Origin of the sequence: Denitrobacterium detoxificans (assembly GCF_001643775.1) — a bacterium.
Taxonomy (GTDB): Bacteria; Actinomycetota; Coriobacteriia; order Coriobacteriales; family Eggerthellaceae; genus Denitrobacterium; species Denitrobacterium detoxificans.
The window spans coordinates 2106384-2120170 of the sequence record NZ_CP011402.1 but is presented as its reverse complement, the minus strand read 5'-3'; the positions used below and the strand labels follow the sequence as shown (position 1 = coordinate 2120170).

Annotated in this window: 10 protein-coding genes; 7 read left to right on the top strand and 3 right to left on the bottom strand. The window is 60.3% G+C overall.

Features of this window, described 5'->3' with window-relative positions; all coding sequences use genetic code 11:
- The first annotated feature begins 89 nt into the window (after positions 1-89).
- The gene (locus AAY81_RS08660) at positions 90-1700 is read left to right on the top strand and encodes an FAD-dependent oxidoreductase (protein WP_066664054.1); all 1611 of its coding nucleotides are present in this window, start codon (positions 90-92) and stop codon (positions 1698-1700) included.
- Positions 1701-1878: 178 nt separating this feature from the next.
- On the opposite strand, the gene mnmA is transcribed toward AAY81_RS08660, so the two are convergent.
- Both mnmA and AAY81_RS08650 read right to left on the bottom strand, forming a co-directional pair.
- On the bottom strand, positions 1879-2967 hold the full coding sequence (gene mnmA / locus AAY81_RS08655) for a tRNA 2-thiouridine(34) synthase MnmA (protein ID WP_066664051.1): 1089 nt from the start codon (positions 2965-2967) through the stop codon (positions 1879-1881).
- On the bottom strand, positions 2964-4142 hold the full coding sequence (locus AAY81_RS08650) for a cysteine desulfurase family protein (RefSeq protein WP_066664048.1): 1179 nt from the start codon (positions 4140-4142) through the stop codon (positions 2964-2966). Before AAY81_RS08650 ends, mnmA begins: the two co-directional genes overlap by 4 nt.
- Positions 4143-4623: 481 nt before the next feature.
- Here AAY81_RS08650 and rplM point away from each other — a divergent pair, with 481 nt between their 5' ends.
- The 6 genes from rplM (at position 4624) to AAY81_RS08625 (ending at position 12708) form a co-directional block, all read left to right on the top strand.
- Positions 4624-5058, top strand: coding sequence for a 50S ribosomal protein L13 (gene rplM, locus AAY81_RS08645; protein ID WP_066664045.1), 435 nt, complete (start codon positions 4624-4626; stop codon positions 5056-5058).
- 3 nt (positions 5059-5061) lie between these two features.
- Positions 5062-5454 carry a 30S ribosomal protein S9 gene (gene rpsI, locus AAY81_RS08640; RefSeq protein WP_066664042.1) on the top strand — a complete coding sequence of 131 codons (393 nt, stop codon included), beginning with the start codon at positions 5062-5064 and terminating at the stop codon, positions 5452-5454.
- Positions 5455-6346: 892 nt separating this feature from the next.
- A complete protein-coding gene (locus AAY81_RS08635; protein ID WP_066664039.1) occupies positions 6347-8437 on the top strand; it encodes a glutamine synthetase III family protein in 2091 nt (696 codons plus the stop codon).
- Between the two features lie 440 nt (positions 8438-8877).
- Positions 8878-9051 (top strand): hypothetical protein, encoded by a 174-nt coding sequence (locus AAY81_RS10490; protein ID WP_156501513.1) that lies wholly within the window; start codon positions 8878-8880, stop codon positions 9049-9051.
- 216 nt (positions 9052-9267) lie between these two features.
- Complete coding sequence (locus tag AAY81_RS08630; RefSeq protein WP_082867951.1) at positions 9268-11049, top strand: FAD-binding protein; 1782 nt, start codon at positions 9268-9270, stop codon at positions 11047-11049.
- A gap of 249 nt (positions 11050-11298) precedes the next feature.
- Positions 11299-12708, top strand: coding sequence for a response regulator transcription factor (locus tag AAY81_RS08625; RefSeq protein WP_066664037.1), 1410 nt, complete (start codon positions 11299-11301; stop codon positions 12706-12708).
- A gap of 77 nt (positions 12709-12785) precedes the next feature.
- Here AAY81_RS08625 and AAY81_RS08620 read toward each other — a convergent pair whose 3' ends face one another.
- Positions 12786-13463, bottom strand: coding sequence for a YczE/YyaS/YitT family protein (locus tag AAY81_RS08620; protein WP_066664033.1), 678 nt, complete (start codon positions 13461-13463; stop codon positions 12786-12788).
- Positions 13464-13787 lie beyond the last annotated feature (324 nt).

Here is a 13787-nt window from a genome sequence, read left to right as displayed (position 1 = left end):
AGCGGGCGGGAACCGCTTGAGGGGACGGCCGGCGGAAGGGCCGCCGGCGAGAGGGGCCCCGGGTAGGGGCAATCTACAGGAGGGAAACTATGAGTAACATTTCGAGGCGCGATCTGTTCAAGTTCGGCGGCGTGGCCGCGGCTTCCATGGCGGGCGCAAGCGCGCTTGCGGCATGCTCTTCGCCCAAGGGCGCGAGCGAGAAGGCCGCCAGCAGCGCTGCCACGGCCGACGGGCTGCCGAGCTTCTTCGCTTCTCCCGACGCCATTACCGACATCGCGGAAACCAAGGACTACGAGATCGTGGTCATCGGCGCTGGCGCCGCTGGCGTGCCCTGCGCGCTTTCCGCCTTCGAAAAGGGCGCCAAGGTCGCTCTGCTGCAGAAGGAAAAGACCGCCATCAGCCAGGGCAACACCTGCGACTCCATCGACATCGCGAACAGCGATCCGGCTGGCGTGCAGGCGTGCATCTCGCTGACCACGCAGGACTGCTGCCATCGTACGCGTCGCGAACAGGCCGAGCTGTGGGCCAACAACTCCTACGAGGCCCTGAAGTGGCTGTGGGACATCGCCCAGAAGGCCGGTGCCCAGACCGTTGATACCACCGCAAAGTGGACGAGCGCCATCAAGACCATCGATGGCTACAACGTGAACTACTTCGCGTTCGACTTCGGCCCCAAGCCCTACAACACGGGCAACGGCATGCGTGACGTGGCCAAGTACGCCGAAGACCAGGGCATGGAAATCTTCTACGAGACCCCGGCTCAGCAGCTGGTCGTGGAAAACGGCAAGGTCACGGGCGTTATCGCCAAGGCAGACGGCAAGTATGTGAAGTTCAACGCTTCCAAGGGCGTTGTCGTTGCCACGGGCGACTACGAGAACGACGACGACATGATGGCCTACTACAATCCCGACATGGCCAACCTGTACCGCAAGGAGCAGAACAAGACCGGTGACGGCCAGAAGATGATGGTGTGGGCAGGCGCTCGCATGGAATCCGTGAACGGCTCCAAGGTCATCCACGACTTCGATGCCGGCCCGGGCTCCATGGCCGACATGCCGTTCCTGTGCGTAAAGAACGACGGTACCCGTTTCTGCAACGAGCAGCGCTCGAGCATGGCCGTTATGGGCAACTTCCTCACCAGCGAGGAAGACGCTGGCTGGTACACCCAGGTGTTCGACAGCGATTACATGACCGCCTGCGCTGAGTGGCCGGGCAAGCTGGTCGATCCCGAGGGCATGAAGGCTTACATGCCCGAAGAGAGCGGCGAGAAGAAGGGCGTGTACGAGAACCTCATCAACACGTACAAGGCTGACACCATCGAGGAGCTGGGCAACAAGCTGGGCCTGACCGATGTGAAGACCTTCGTGAAGACGGTTGAGCGCTACAACGAGCTGGCCGCCAAGGGCGTTGACGAGGACATGGGCAAGGCCGCCAAGTGGCTTGCGCCGATCGCTACGCCTCCGTTCTACGGCATCCATCGTCATGTGGGCGTTTCCACGGTCATCCATGGCGTGAACGTGAACGGCGACATGCAGGTGCTCGACAAGGATGGCAAGGTCATCGAGGGTCTGTACGCCATCGGCAACTGCGCCGGCAACTTCTTCGGTAGCCCCGACTATCCCATGACGGTGCCCGGTCTTTCCCTTGGCCGTGCGCACACGCAGGGTTACGTGGTGGGTCGCGCTCTGGCCGACAAGTAGCACGGAATCCTTCGGTTGGGGCGTTGTTTCCCTTGCGCGCCTAGCGCGACGACGCCCCACCTCCTCTGCGATCTTCCCTTGTCGCCCGCGTTAATACCCTCCCACGCGGGCGACGTTTGGCATGCGGGGTGGCCATTGTGGTCGCCCCGTTTTGTGTTGTATGGGGGTCGGTTGGCGGTTAGCGGGCGATTCCTCCGCCTAGACAGATGTCGCCATCGTAGAGCACCACGGATTGGCCCGCGGCCACGCGTTCGTGCTCTTCCTCGAAGGTGAAGGTGGCCTCGCTGTCGTGCGCTTCCAGATTTCCCCAGGTCAGCTGGCCGGTATGGCGGGTGCGTGCAAGATAGCGGCCGGGTGCGGGGGCGCTGCCGGCCACCCAAGACGTGCGGTCGAGGGCGACCTCGCGCTCGCCGCGCTCCAGCGATTCCTTGCTTTCGCTTACCAGCACTACGTTCGCATCCATGTCTTTGCCAACAACGTACCAGGGTCCTCCGGAAAGGTTCAGGCCCTTGCGCTGGCCCAACGTGTAATAGATAGCCCCTTCGTGTGCGCCCAGCTTCTTTCCCGTTTCGGCATGGATGATGTCGCCGGGCTTCGTTTCCACGTACATGCGCAGGAAATGACGGATGCTTGCTTCGCCCACAAAGCAGATGCCCTGGCTGTCGGGCTTGTTCGCGCTGGGCAGGTTCCTTTCGGCTGCCAGTTCGCGCACCTGGGGCTTCGTGAAGTTGCCCAAGGGGAAGATCGTGCGATCGATGGCGTGCTGCGTCATACGATAGAGGAAGTACGTCTGGTCCTTGTGCGTGTCGGCAGCGCGAAGCAAGTGGCGGTCGGGCTGCGGCAAGGCGAGCGCATCCGTGCCTTCGAGGGCGTTCCATTCGGTGCGCGCGTAGTGTCCCGTGGCGATGAAGTCGAAGTTCTCCTCTTCGGCTGCCTGCAGGAAGAGCCCGAATTTCACATCCTGGTTGCACATGACATCGGGATTGGGCGTACGACCTGCGGCGTATTCCGCCACCATGTAGTCCACCACGTCGCGCTTGTACGCTTCCTGGAAGTCGTAGACGCGAAAGTCGATGCCCAGCCGTACGGCCGTGCGCTTCGCGAAGGCCAGATCGTCGGCCCAAGGGCAACGAGCGCCCGGTACATCGAGCGTCCAGTTCTTCATGTAGGCGCCGGTGACGTTGAATCCGGCTTCCAAAAGCAGAGCTGCGGAAACGCTGGAATCAACGCCGCCGCTCATGCCCACGAGTACGTTTGGCTTGCTCATCGGGCCATCCTCTCGTATTCGCTGTGGATGGCCGCGGAAATGAGCTGGGCTGCCACGACGGTGTTCTCGCGCGTGGACAGATGCCCCAGCGTAAGGCGCAGGCTGCCATCGGCCAGCTGCGGGTCCATGCCGATGGCTTCGAGCACGTGGCTGCGCGTGTCCTTGTTCGCCGCGCACGCCGCGCCCGTACCTACGAGCACGTTCTTCTCTTCCAGCAGGAAGACGATGCGCTCGGCGTCGATGCCGGGGAACGAGATATGCAGGTGCCCGGGAAGGCGGTGCTTCTTGTGGCCCGACACCACGGCCTGCGGAAACTCGCGCGTGAGGTAGCGCTGCAGCCCGTCGCGCAGCACTTGCAGGCGCTCGGCCTCGAACTTGCGGTCCTCTACGGCCAGCGTGAGCGCGCGGGCGAACCCGACGGCGCCGGCAACGTTTTCGGTGCCCGAACGCAGGTTGCGTTCCTGGCCACCGCCGTGCACGAGGGCGTGCAGGACCACGTCGGGCTGCGCCCACAGCAGCCCCACTTGCTTGGGGCCGTAGATTTTGCCGGCGTTGCAGGTGAGCATGTCCACGCCCAGGCTGCTGATGTTGATGTTCGTTTGCCCTGCTCCCTGGCTTGCGTCGCAGTGCAGGAACAGGGGAGTGGCGTCGCCGGCTTGCAGGCGGCGCAGACGTTCGGCGCGCACGATTTCGGCGATGGTGCGAATGGGCTGGATGGTGCCCAGCTCGTTGTTGGCGAGACCCACGCTCACCAGACGCGTTGTGGGCTTGATGGCGGTCTCGATTTCCGCGGGAAGCACGCGACCCGTGGGCGTTACGCCAACTAGGGTGTGGTCGTGTGCCTTTGCGCTGGCAAGGACGCTCGCGTGTTCGATGGCGGTCGTGATGACATGGGCATCGCTGGCGCTTCCATCGGGGTTGTCCAGGCAGGTGAATGCCAGGTTGATGGATTCGGTGGCGCCCGCCGTGATGATGATGTCAGCGGGTTTGCCGCCGATGGCGTGTGCCAGGTCGGCGCGAGCCTGCTCGTATGCGTTGCGCACGGAAACGGCTGGCGCATAGGGGCTGCTCGGGTTGAAGAACAACTCGGTCTCGAAGGGGGCCATGGCTGCGCGCACACGCGGGTCCATCGGTGTGGCGGCGGCGTGGTCCAGGTAGATTATCTGCTGAGGCATGCGTCCTCGTGTTCTCGTGATTGCGAAAAGGTATTCGCACTATACCCTATGAATGCGGTGAGGGCGTGAAGACGCGCACGTGCAACGCGCGCTATAGGGGTGGGTTGATATCCTGGTGCGCGTTTCGTGCGATTTGGCTCCGCGCGAACGCCCCAATATGTGGGTTCCATTTGGGGGTGGGGCACAAGCGGGGAACGGAATCGTGTGCAATATACGGAAAAATGGTTCAACGGGTGCGTGCTCGTATTGCACTTCGTGCATCAGGGAACTACACTACAAAAGTTCGCTTTCAGAAGCCCCGTACAGCAGTGCGAATGCGGAACGAAACAGAAGGTCGTCCAGGGCCGGAAATTCGTGTTCGGAGTAGGATCCCGACGTCCGTGTGTGCCTGCACTTTTGGAAAACGACACCCCTTGGGTTCGTTTGCGGCTAGCTTCAGAAGCCGTTTGCGAGCACAAGGAACGTAATTGGAGGAAACAGAGTGAAGACGTATTACGCCAAGCCCAACGAAGTTGAGCGTGAGTGGGTCTTGATCGACGCTGAGGACCAGGTTCTCGGCCGCGTTGCCACCAAGGCTGCCACCATTCTCAAGGGCAAGAACAAGCCTCAGTACACCCCGCATGTCGACACCGGTGACTTCGTGATCATCGTGAACGCCGACAAGATCCGTCTGACCGGCACCAAGGCCGCTCAGAAGGAGTACTTCCGTCACACGGGTCATCCGGGTGGTCTGAAGAGCGAAACGTTCGCCGAGGCCATGCAGAAGCACCCCGAGCGCGTTATCGAGCATGCTGTTAAGGGTATGCTCCCCAAGAACACGCTGGGTCGCGCCATGGGCATGAAGCTCAAGGTTTACGCTGGTCCCGAACATCCGCATATGGCTCAGAAGCCCCGTCAGATTAGCTTGGAGGATTAACCAATGGCAGGTGAAGCAATGTATTACGGCACCGGCCGTAGGAAGAATGCCGTCGCTCGCGTTCGCCTGGTGCCCGGCACCGGCAAGATCACGGTGAACGGCAAGGACGCCGCTGTCTACTTCGGTCGTCAGCAGCTGGTCGATTACGCGGCCGCTCCTTTCAAGGTTACCGATACCGTTGAGCACTTCGATGTTATCGCCCTGTGCAACGGCGGTGGCGTTTCTGGTCAGGCCGGCGCTCTGCGTCACGGCATTTCCCGCGCCCTGCTCGAAGCTGGCGAATATCGCGCCGAGCTCAAGAAGGCTGGCTTCCTGACGCGCGACAGCCGTATGGTTGAGCGTAAGAAGTACGGTCTGAAGAAGGCTCGTAAGCGCCCGCAGTTCAGCAAGCGCTAGTTCTGGTGGCACGGGAGGCCCTTGTGCGAACCGCTGCGTTGGCCTAAGCCAACTTGGGTTCGCGGCGGGCCTCCCGCACTCACCAGAATCGGGACCCTGGCTTTGCCGGGGTCCTTTTGTTTTTGCTGCTAGGGCCGGCCTTTCACCGCTCCGGTCGTTGGCCTAAGCCAACTCTCTCGCGGTTCGGGGCGATTTGCTCGCCCGTACAAAACCTTGCCCCGGCTTTGGCTGGGGCTTTTTGTTGCTGGTTGCATGGGGCCCTTGTGTTAACTGCTGCGTTGGCCTGAACAAGGCGGATGGGATTGAGCTGTAAGGGAAAATACGTCTTTGGGTTGGGTAAAACCACCAATGGGTCGCTTGGTGCGGCTTTTTGGCAAAATTGACCGCCGAAATGTAAAAAAATCGTCGTTGTACAGGTTGTCTTCGGTTGAACCTTTGTGTGGGGAGCTTGAGATTAGGGGGTAACGCTAATCCGAGCGTGCGAGATTGCTTCGATTGACTCCATGCGCGGGTCCCATGCGAAGATTTACCTGTAGGAAGCCGAATTTTTTACAAAACGATCCGCGATTTTGCCCAAGTTGCGGTTTGGCGACCGTTTGGACGTCTTGATGCGGGGTTGCAGAGCAAAAATGCGCGCATGCTCGTACTAGGCGCCTCGCTTTCCTCGCGCGGTCGCGATTTGCATGAAACGACCTGTGTTATACGGCATTTTACGAACTTGCAACCAGTATGAAACATTGCTCTTGTATGTTTGCCTAAGCATGGTGAGGAAAGACTTATTTCCGTGGTATCGTAGCCAGAAACCATGACTATAGCGGGCTGCAGTGCTCGCGCATTTGGTTGCCCGTAGGGGCGGCACCGTGTTAAGCCTATGAGTGAGGAGCACAACAGGATGTCGGATATCGAAGCAATCTACGGTTCGATGGTGTTCAACGACGCCGTCATGGAGGATCGCCTGCCTAGCGATACGTATGCGGAACTCTCGCATACGATCAAGGAGGGCAAGCCGCTCAATATTGAGCTGGCGAATGCGGTCGCCCATGCCATGAAGGAATGGGCCATCGAAAACGGCGCTACGCACTACACTCATTGGTTCCAGCCTCTTTCGGGTATCACCAGCGAGAAGCACGACAGCTTCATGGAGCCCGTAGGCGACGGTCGCGCCATCACGAAGTTCCGCGGCAAGGAACTCATTCAGGGCGAACCCGATGCCTCCAGCTTCCCCAACGGCGGCCTGCGCGCCACGTTCGAGGCTCGCGGCTACACCGCTTGGGATCCCACTAGCTACGCCTTCATCAAGGACGAAGTGCTGTGCATCCCCACGGCATTCTGCAGCTACACGGGCGAGGCCCTCGACAAGAAGACGCCGCTCCTGCGCTCCATGAAGGCCATTTCCGACCAGGCCAATCGCGTTCTCGAGTTCTTCGGCGAGGGCGGCCATCACATCATCACTACCGTGGGTAGCGAGCAGGAGTACTTCCTCATCTCCGAAAAGGACTACGCACGTCGTCAGGACCTCATGCTCACGGGCCGCACGCTGTTCGGCGCTGCCCCCTGCAAGGGCCAGGAGCTTGAAGAACATTACTTTGGCGCCATTCGCCCCACGGTGAACGAGTACATGAAGGAGCTCGACGACGAGCTGTGGAAGCTGGGCGTTGCTGCCAAGACGAAGCACAACGAAGTTGCTCCTTGCCAGCATGAACTGGCCCCCATCTTCACGAACGCCAATCGCGCCATCGACGAGAACCTGCTCACGATGGAAAAGATGAAGCTGCTCGCCAGCCATCACGGCCTGGTATGCCTGCAGCATGAAAAGCCGTTCGAGGGCATCAACGGCAGCGGTAAGCACAACAACTGGTCCATCAGCTACGGCAAGACGAACCTGCTCGAGCCGGGCGAGTCTCCTGCCGACAACCTGCGCTTCCTGGTGTTCCTCACCTGCGTTATCGAATCGGTCGACGAATATCAGGAGCTGCTGCGCATGAGCGTGGCCAGCGCTGGTAACGACCACCGCCTGGGCGCCAACGAAGCGCCTCCGGCCATCATCAGCATCTTCCTGGGCGATGAACTCGGCGCCATTGTGGAAGCTCTGATCAACGATCGTCCGTACAAGTCGGCCGAGCGCGTGGCCATGGACCTGGGCGTCGACGTACTGCCGAACTTCCTGAAGGACAACACCGACCGCAACCGTACCAGCCCCTTCGCCTTCACTGGCAACAAGTTCGAATTCCGCATGCCGGGTAGCCAGGTGAACCTGTCCGACTGCAACATGATTCTGAACACTGCCATGGCCAAGAGCCTGAAGTCGTTCGCCGACGCCATGCAGGGTCTGGAGGGCGCCGACTTCGAGGCTGCCGCCCTGAAGTACATCAAGCAGGTGCTCACCGACCACCAGCGCATCGTGTTCAATGGCAATGGCTACGGCGACGAATGGCCCATCGAGGCCGAGCGTCGCGGCCTGGCGAACCACAAGAACACCGCCGAGGCGCTGCCTTGCTTCGTCGACCAGAAGTCCATCGACCTGTTCGCCGAGTTCGGCATCCTGAGCGAAGACGAAGTTCGCAGCCGTTACGAGGTCAAGCTCGACAAGTACACCAAGACGCTCAACATCGAGGCGAACGTCATGGAGCGCATGGTGCGTCGCAACTACATTCCGGCCATCAATGCGTACGCTACGAAGATCGCCAAGGGCATCACGGCCGTGAAGGAAGCTCTGCCTTCTGCCGACCTAGCCGATCAGGAAGAGCTGCTGCAGCGCTTCCTCGATGGTCTGAAGGCCACCAACGTTGCGTACAACGCTCTGAAGGAAGAACATGCGGCTGCCGAGGCTATCGAAGATAGCCAGGAGCAGGCCAACGCGTACGCTGCGAAGGTTGTGCCGGCCATGGAGGCCCTGCGTGCCGAGGTTGACGCGCTGGAGTGCATTACCGACCACGGTTACTGGCCCGTTCCCACGTACAACGACATTCTGTTCTACGTGTAGGGCGTGTGCCTAGCGGCGTAGTGGATGTGCGGCGGCCCGAAGGGTTATTCCTGGTAGGGGTTGCATCGAGCGACTTGGCTGCAGCGTAGCGCGAGGGCGCGCAATGTGCGCAGGCGACACGCATCGGCTATGTGCAGCACGCGATATGTGCTTGTTAAGCGGCTCGGGATTGTCCCGAGCCGCTTTTTCGTGTGCGCAGGAGGGGTAGGGCGCTGCATTTTTCTGAAAAAGGAAGCCTATCGTCGCGTTGGATTCTCGTCGACCAGGGCTTTTGTTGCGCATGCGCTCCGAATCGGTCGGGGAAAGTGTCGCGAGCGTGCCTTTTTCAGAAAAGGAACGCTTGCTCTCTCATGGGATTTTCGAAGATACGGATGAGCGGAATGGGCGCGAGAAAAACAGTGCCTATAATGGCGTGAAACAATTCAAGGGAAGAGGATCGAATGACGGAATACTGGCTGCGTGTAATCCTGGGCGTGCTTGTCCTGCTTGTTATCGTGGGCATCGTCTTGCAGCTCGTGCGCGTGGTGGCGCACCTTGCGGCGCTCGTGATTGTGGGCGTGCTCATTGCCGCCGGGCTCTTCGCACTCACGAAGTTCTTGGATTCGCGGGCGTAGCGCGCACAAAACGCATCAACCCTGCTCCCAACAGGCTAAACATCCCCTGTCAACCCTTAGGGTTGACAGGGGATTTATCATTTTTCAACCCTTCGAGGCGGTTTGCGGGGTCGAAAAAGTTGCCATGATGCACCCATAGAACGCGGGGCTCGCCAATTGGGCCCAGCGGGAGGGAGGCGCGCTAACAGGGCGCGCACGATCGAGAGGATCAACATCATGGAAATCAGTCGTCGTAACTTTCTAACCGGCGCGGGCATCGCTGCTGCAGGCGCTGCCGCCATGGGCCTGGCGGGCTGTGCAAGCCCGAAGAGCGCAAGCTCCAAGGCCGCCGAGACCACCACGACTTCCAACGGCACTACGGTAGGCTATGACGGCACGGGCACCATGCCCTGGCTGCCCGAAGAGCCCAGCATCACCGATTCGGACATCGAAGAAGAGATCGACTGCGACGTCGTCGTCTGCGGCCTGGGTGCCGCTGGCGTTCCCGCTGCGCGTGCCGCTGCCGAATCCGGCGCAAGCGTCGTGTGCTTCGAGAAGTCCGCTTCCTTCAACAGCGTTGCCAGCGACATGGCCATCTATGGTGGCGAAACCCAGAAGGCTTGGGGCCGCGGCGACGGCGACGAGCTGCTCGACAAGGACATGCTCTGCGAAGAGCACATGATCGGCGGTAGCCATCGCAGCGACTACGGCATCGTCCGTCGTTGGGCCGACGAGTCCGGCGCTGCCCTGGACTGGTTCATCAAGCCCTGCTCCGACCTGTACATCTCCAGCACCAGCTACGGTGAGATTCCCGCTGAGGGCCAGAGCAACTACCTGTTCCCCTATTTCGTGCCCATGCTGGAAACCTATGACTACACGAAGGAATCCATGCCCTGCTATCCCACGTCCGTGGGCTTTAGCAGCCTCGCTACCTGCATGAAGGAAAACCTGCAGGTTGCCATCGATGCGGGTGCCGACATTCGCTACACCACGCCCGTCGTCGACCTGATCGTCGACGACTCCGGCGCTGTGACCGGCGTGTATGCCCAGGCTCATGGCTCCAAGAAGTACATCAAGTGCAACGCCAAGAAGGGCGTCGTCATCGCTACGGGCGACTACCTGGCCAACGAGGAAATGACCAAGTTCTTCCAGCCCAACAACATCGAGAACGAGATTCCCATTCTCTGCGTTGCCATGGACGCCGACGGCGAGTACGCCCTGCAGGGCGACGCGCTGAAGATGCTGGCTTGGCACGGCGCCGAAATCGAGCGCAGCCACGCTTCCATCATCCATCACATGGGTGCTGGCGCTGGCGCCGACGGTCGCGGCGTTATCGGCAACAACGGCTACCTGTGGCTGAACAAGCGCGGCAAGCGCTTCATGAACGAGGACGTTCCCGGTCAGCAGGTTGAGAACCAGGTTGAGAACCAGCCGGGCAAGGTTGCCTACCAGTTCTTCGATGCCGCTTGGCCCGATCAGCTGAAGTACTTCCCGGCGGCCCACGGCATTGCCTGCTACTACCTGGAAGAGGATCTGCCCGAGTACACGGCTTCCGGCCTGAAGATCAACTGCCGTACCAAGAAGGACATCGAGGACGCCGTCGCCGATGGTCGCTGCGTCACCTCCGATACGATCGAGGGCCTGCTTGCTCAGCTCGAGGGCATCGACGTGGAAACCGCCAAGAAGTCCATCGAGCACTACAACGAGCTGGCGAACGCCGGCGTAGACACCGACTTCGGTAAGGTCTCCAGCCGCCTGTTCCCGCTGTCCACGCCTCCGTTCTACGCAGCTGAGTGCGGCGTTGCCCTGAACCTGGGTTCCCTGGGTGGCGTTGTTTCCGACGCTGACTGCCACGTGTACAACACCGATGGCGAGATCATCAAGGGCGTGTACGTTGCTGGTGCTCCCCAGGGTGGCCGCTTCAACGTGCAGTACCCCATCGACCTGAAGGGCATGAGCTGCGGCATGTGCATGATGTTCGGCAAGATTGCCGGCGAAAACGCTGCCAACCAGGCATAAGCGAATACCTCGACAGAAAGCGGGTTCTCACATCCCCCTCCCACGAGTTCCCGCTTTCTCTTTTTCCTCTGCCCGAGCGCGTCTGCAGCGCCTCGGGCTTTTTCATGTGCGCACCGTGCGCATGGGCGTTCAAATGGCCGTGTCGTATAATGAGTGCGTGCATATCGAGTGGGCGTGGGGGCGCTTGCTCGTACGTTTCGCATACGAACATGCTTTCCTTGGGAGGAGAGAATCACGAATCGCACGACTATGTCGTTCCGCACGACGCAGGTGTTCGGCCTCTGTTTCTACCTGGCCTGGATGTACCTGGTTTTCAATGGAACGCTCTCCATCAACGTAGATCTTCGAAGCGGTCATACGCTTCTTTGGGTGCACGTCATCTCGTCGGTAGTGGGCGTGGTCACCTATGCGGGCATCGTTGCGTTTTCCCGACGTACTGTTAGGCAGTTTGCCACCAGGCGCGCGCTCATCATCGCGGGCGTGGTAATGGCGGCCGGCACGGCAATGTCCGTGTGGCCAGGGGCCGAAATCCCCGATGTCGTGAGGTACGCGGGCGGTGCGCTCACGGGCGTTTCGTCATGCTGGGTCATCGTGTACTGGGGCTCGCTGTTCAGCAGTCTGGAGCCACGGAATATGGTCCTAGCCACAGGTGCATCGTTCTTCTTCGCGTTCCTGGTGTACTACGGCGTCCTGCAGCTACCCGAATACGTGGTGTTCGCCGTTCAAGTGCTGCTGCCCCTTGCGGCCACGCTTTTGCTGCCCCAGCCCGCCAACGTGTCTTCCATGCTTGCTGCTCAGCAGGAGCCGGCGGTTATGCCCAACGAGCAGGCCATGATCGTTCCTGCTCGGCGTTTGCCCTGGCGTATCATGCTTGGCATCTTGGTGGTCATGTTCGTGTACGGCGGCGTTCGCGTGTACGTGGGCTCCGTTGACAGTCAGGATGCGGCCGTGCTGGCGCCTACGCTGCTCATGAGCCTGGGCATTTCCATCCTGGCCGTTGCGTGGGGCGCGTTCTTCACCAAGGGGTCCGCTTCCCTGGGGAACATCTACAAGATGGCTTTGCCGTTTTTGGCTACGACGTTGCTCGTTCTGGTAATCTTCGGGCGCGAAAGCCCCATCGTGATTGGCTCGCTTGCTACGGCATGCAACGTCACCATCGAGATTCTCTCGTGGATTCTCATGGCCGACCTCGCGCGTACGAAGCGCGTTCCGGCGTTCATCGTGTTTGCCATGGGGCGCGGAGCCGTTCAGCTGGGCATGCTCTTGGGGCAGTTGTTCGCGATTGCCTGTCTAGACGAGCGCGCGCCCTTTGCCATCGTGTCCATCTTCGTGCTCATGATCGCCGCGGGCTTCCTGTTCGAAAGTGAGGATACCGAGCTTGTCTTCGAGGCGCCCAGTCCCGAAGAGCGCGAGGCCATGGAAGAGCGCACGGGCACGTCGTTCGATGCGCGACTCGACGAGGTTGCGAAAAACGCCCAGCTCACGGCGCGCGAAACGGAAATCTTCAAGCTATGGGCCACGGGCCACGGCTCGAAGTACATCCAGGAAAACCTGGTCATCAGCCCGGCTACGGTGAAAACGCATGTGCGCCACATCTACGAAAAGTGCGATGTGCATAGCCGAGCCGAAATCATTGCCCTGCTCGAGGCGGGCGAATAGGTTGCTTGGACGCCCGCCTGGGTTGCGGGGTGGGCTGCTGTTTGCAGCTTGCCGTGCCGCCAGGGCGGGCCGTTAGGTTATTTGGCTGCCTGCTCGGTCTTCGGCTTGGGCAGGATGAAGCGCTCGAAGGCGCCGAAGTACTTGCTGTAGAAGCCTACGATCGTGCCCGTGAGCAGGGCTGCAATAACCGTGCCCTCGCGTACCGAAAGCTCGCCTTGCACGAGCAGCAGGCATAGCACGAGCGCGAGGATCGCCATGGTGGTGTCGGAAATGACGCGCATGAGCGCAAAGCTCTTTCCCGTGCGCTTTACCAGGGCGTTCGTGAAGCCGTCACCCGCCATGACGCCTACGCGCGAAATGAGCGTAAGGTACGCGCCGAATGCGATGATGGCCGAGCTCAGAAGCACGCCTAGCAGGCGCACTGCGTACATTTCTGGGTTGAAGGCGCCAAGCAGGAACATGGAGAAGTCCACGACGCTGCCAAATGCCAGGGCAAAGATGACTTCCTGCACGATTTCGCGCACGCTGATCTCGTGGATGGTAAGTGCCGCCTGCAGCACTACCAGGAAGATGTTGAACGCTGCAACCCAGGTGCCATAGGAAAACTGGCTTATGACCAGCGAGAGGGTATAGGGGAGCGCGGATATTGCGGATGTTCCCAGGCCCGATTTCGTAAACAGCGCTACGCCGAACGAAATGCAGAAGATGCCAAGAAACAGGATGAAATAACGATAGACGATCTCGGATGCCTTCAAGTGGTTATGCCTCAGCTTTCTCGATGCGGGGTCCGTGTTGTAGGAAGAACGAGCAGGTGCAGCAGTACTCTTTCACGGCCGCGCTACGGTCTACCGTAGGCTCCAGCAATTCGAGCACGTCGGCCTGCTTCCGTTGTGGTCGTGAGCATTCGGCGAATGCGCAATCGACCGGGCATCGCCCGCCGAGCATAGCGTGAGGACAGTGATCGTAGTTGTTTGCGTCTCCTTCGCAGCCTCTAATTTCCCAACATTTACTCATTTACATCTCCTTCTGTCGCTTGGCAATGATAGCATTCGAAGATGACGAATACATGAGCCTAACCT

Bases quoted from the DNA above. Each gene is read 5' to 3' on its own strand.
- AAY81_RS08660 (WP_066664054.1), top strand. From the start codon at position 90: ATGAGTAACATTTCGAGGCGCGATCTGTTCAAGTTCGGCGGCGTGGCC.
- mnmA (WP_066664051.1), bottom strand. From the start codon at position 2,967: ATGAGCAAGCCAAACGTACTCGTGGGCATGAGCGGCGGCGTTGATTCC.
- AAY81_RS08650 (WP_066664048.1), bottom strand. From the start codon at position 4,142: ATGCCTCAGCAGATAATCTACCTGGACCACGCCGCCGCCACACCGATG.
- rpsI (WP_066664042.1), top strand. From the start codon at position 5,062: ATGGCAGGTGAAGCAATGTATTACGGCACCGGCCGTAGGAAGAATGCC.
- AAY81_RS08635 (WP_066664039.1), top strand. From the start codon at position 6,347: ATGTCGGATATCGAAGCAATCTACGGTTCGATGGTGTTCAACGACGCC.
- AAY81_RS10490 (WP_156501513.1), top strand. From the start codon at position 8,878: ATGACGGAATACTGGCTGCGTGTAATCCTGGGCGTGCTTGTCCTGCTT.
- AAY81_RS08630 (WP_082867951.1), top strand. From the start codon at position 9,268: ATGGAAATCAGTCGTCGTAACTTTCTAACCGGCGCGGGCATCGCTGCT.
- AAY81_RS08625 (WP_066664037.1), top strand. From the start codon at position 11,299: ATGTCGTTCCGCACGACGCAGGTGTTCGGCCTCTGTTTCTACCTGGCC.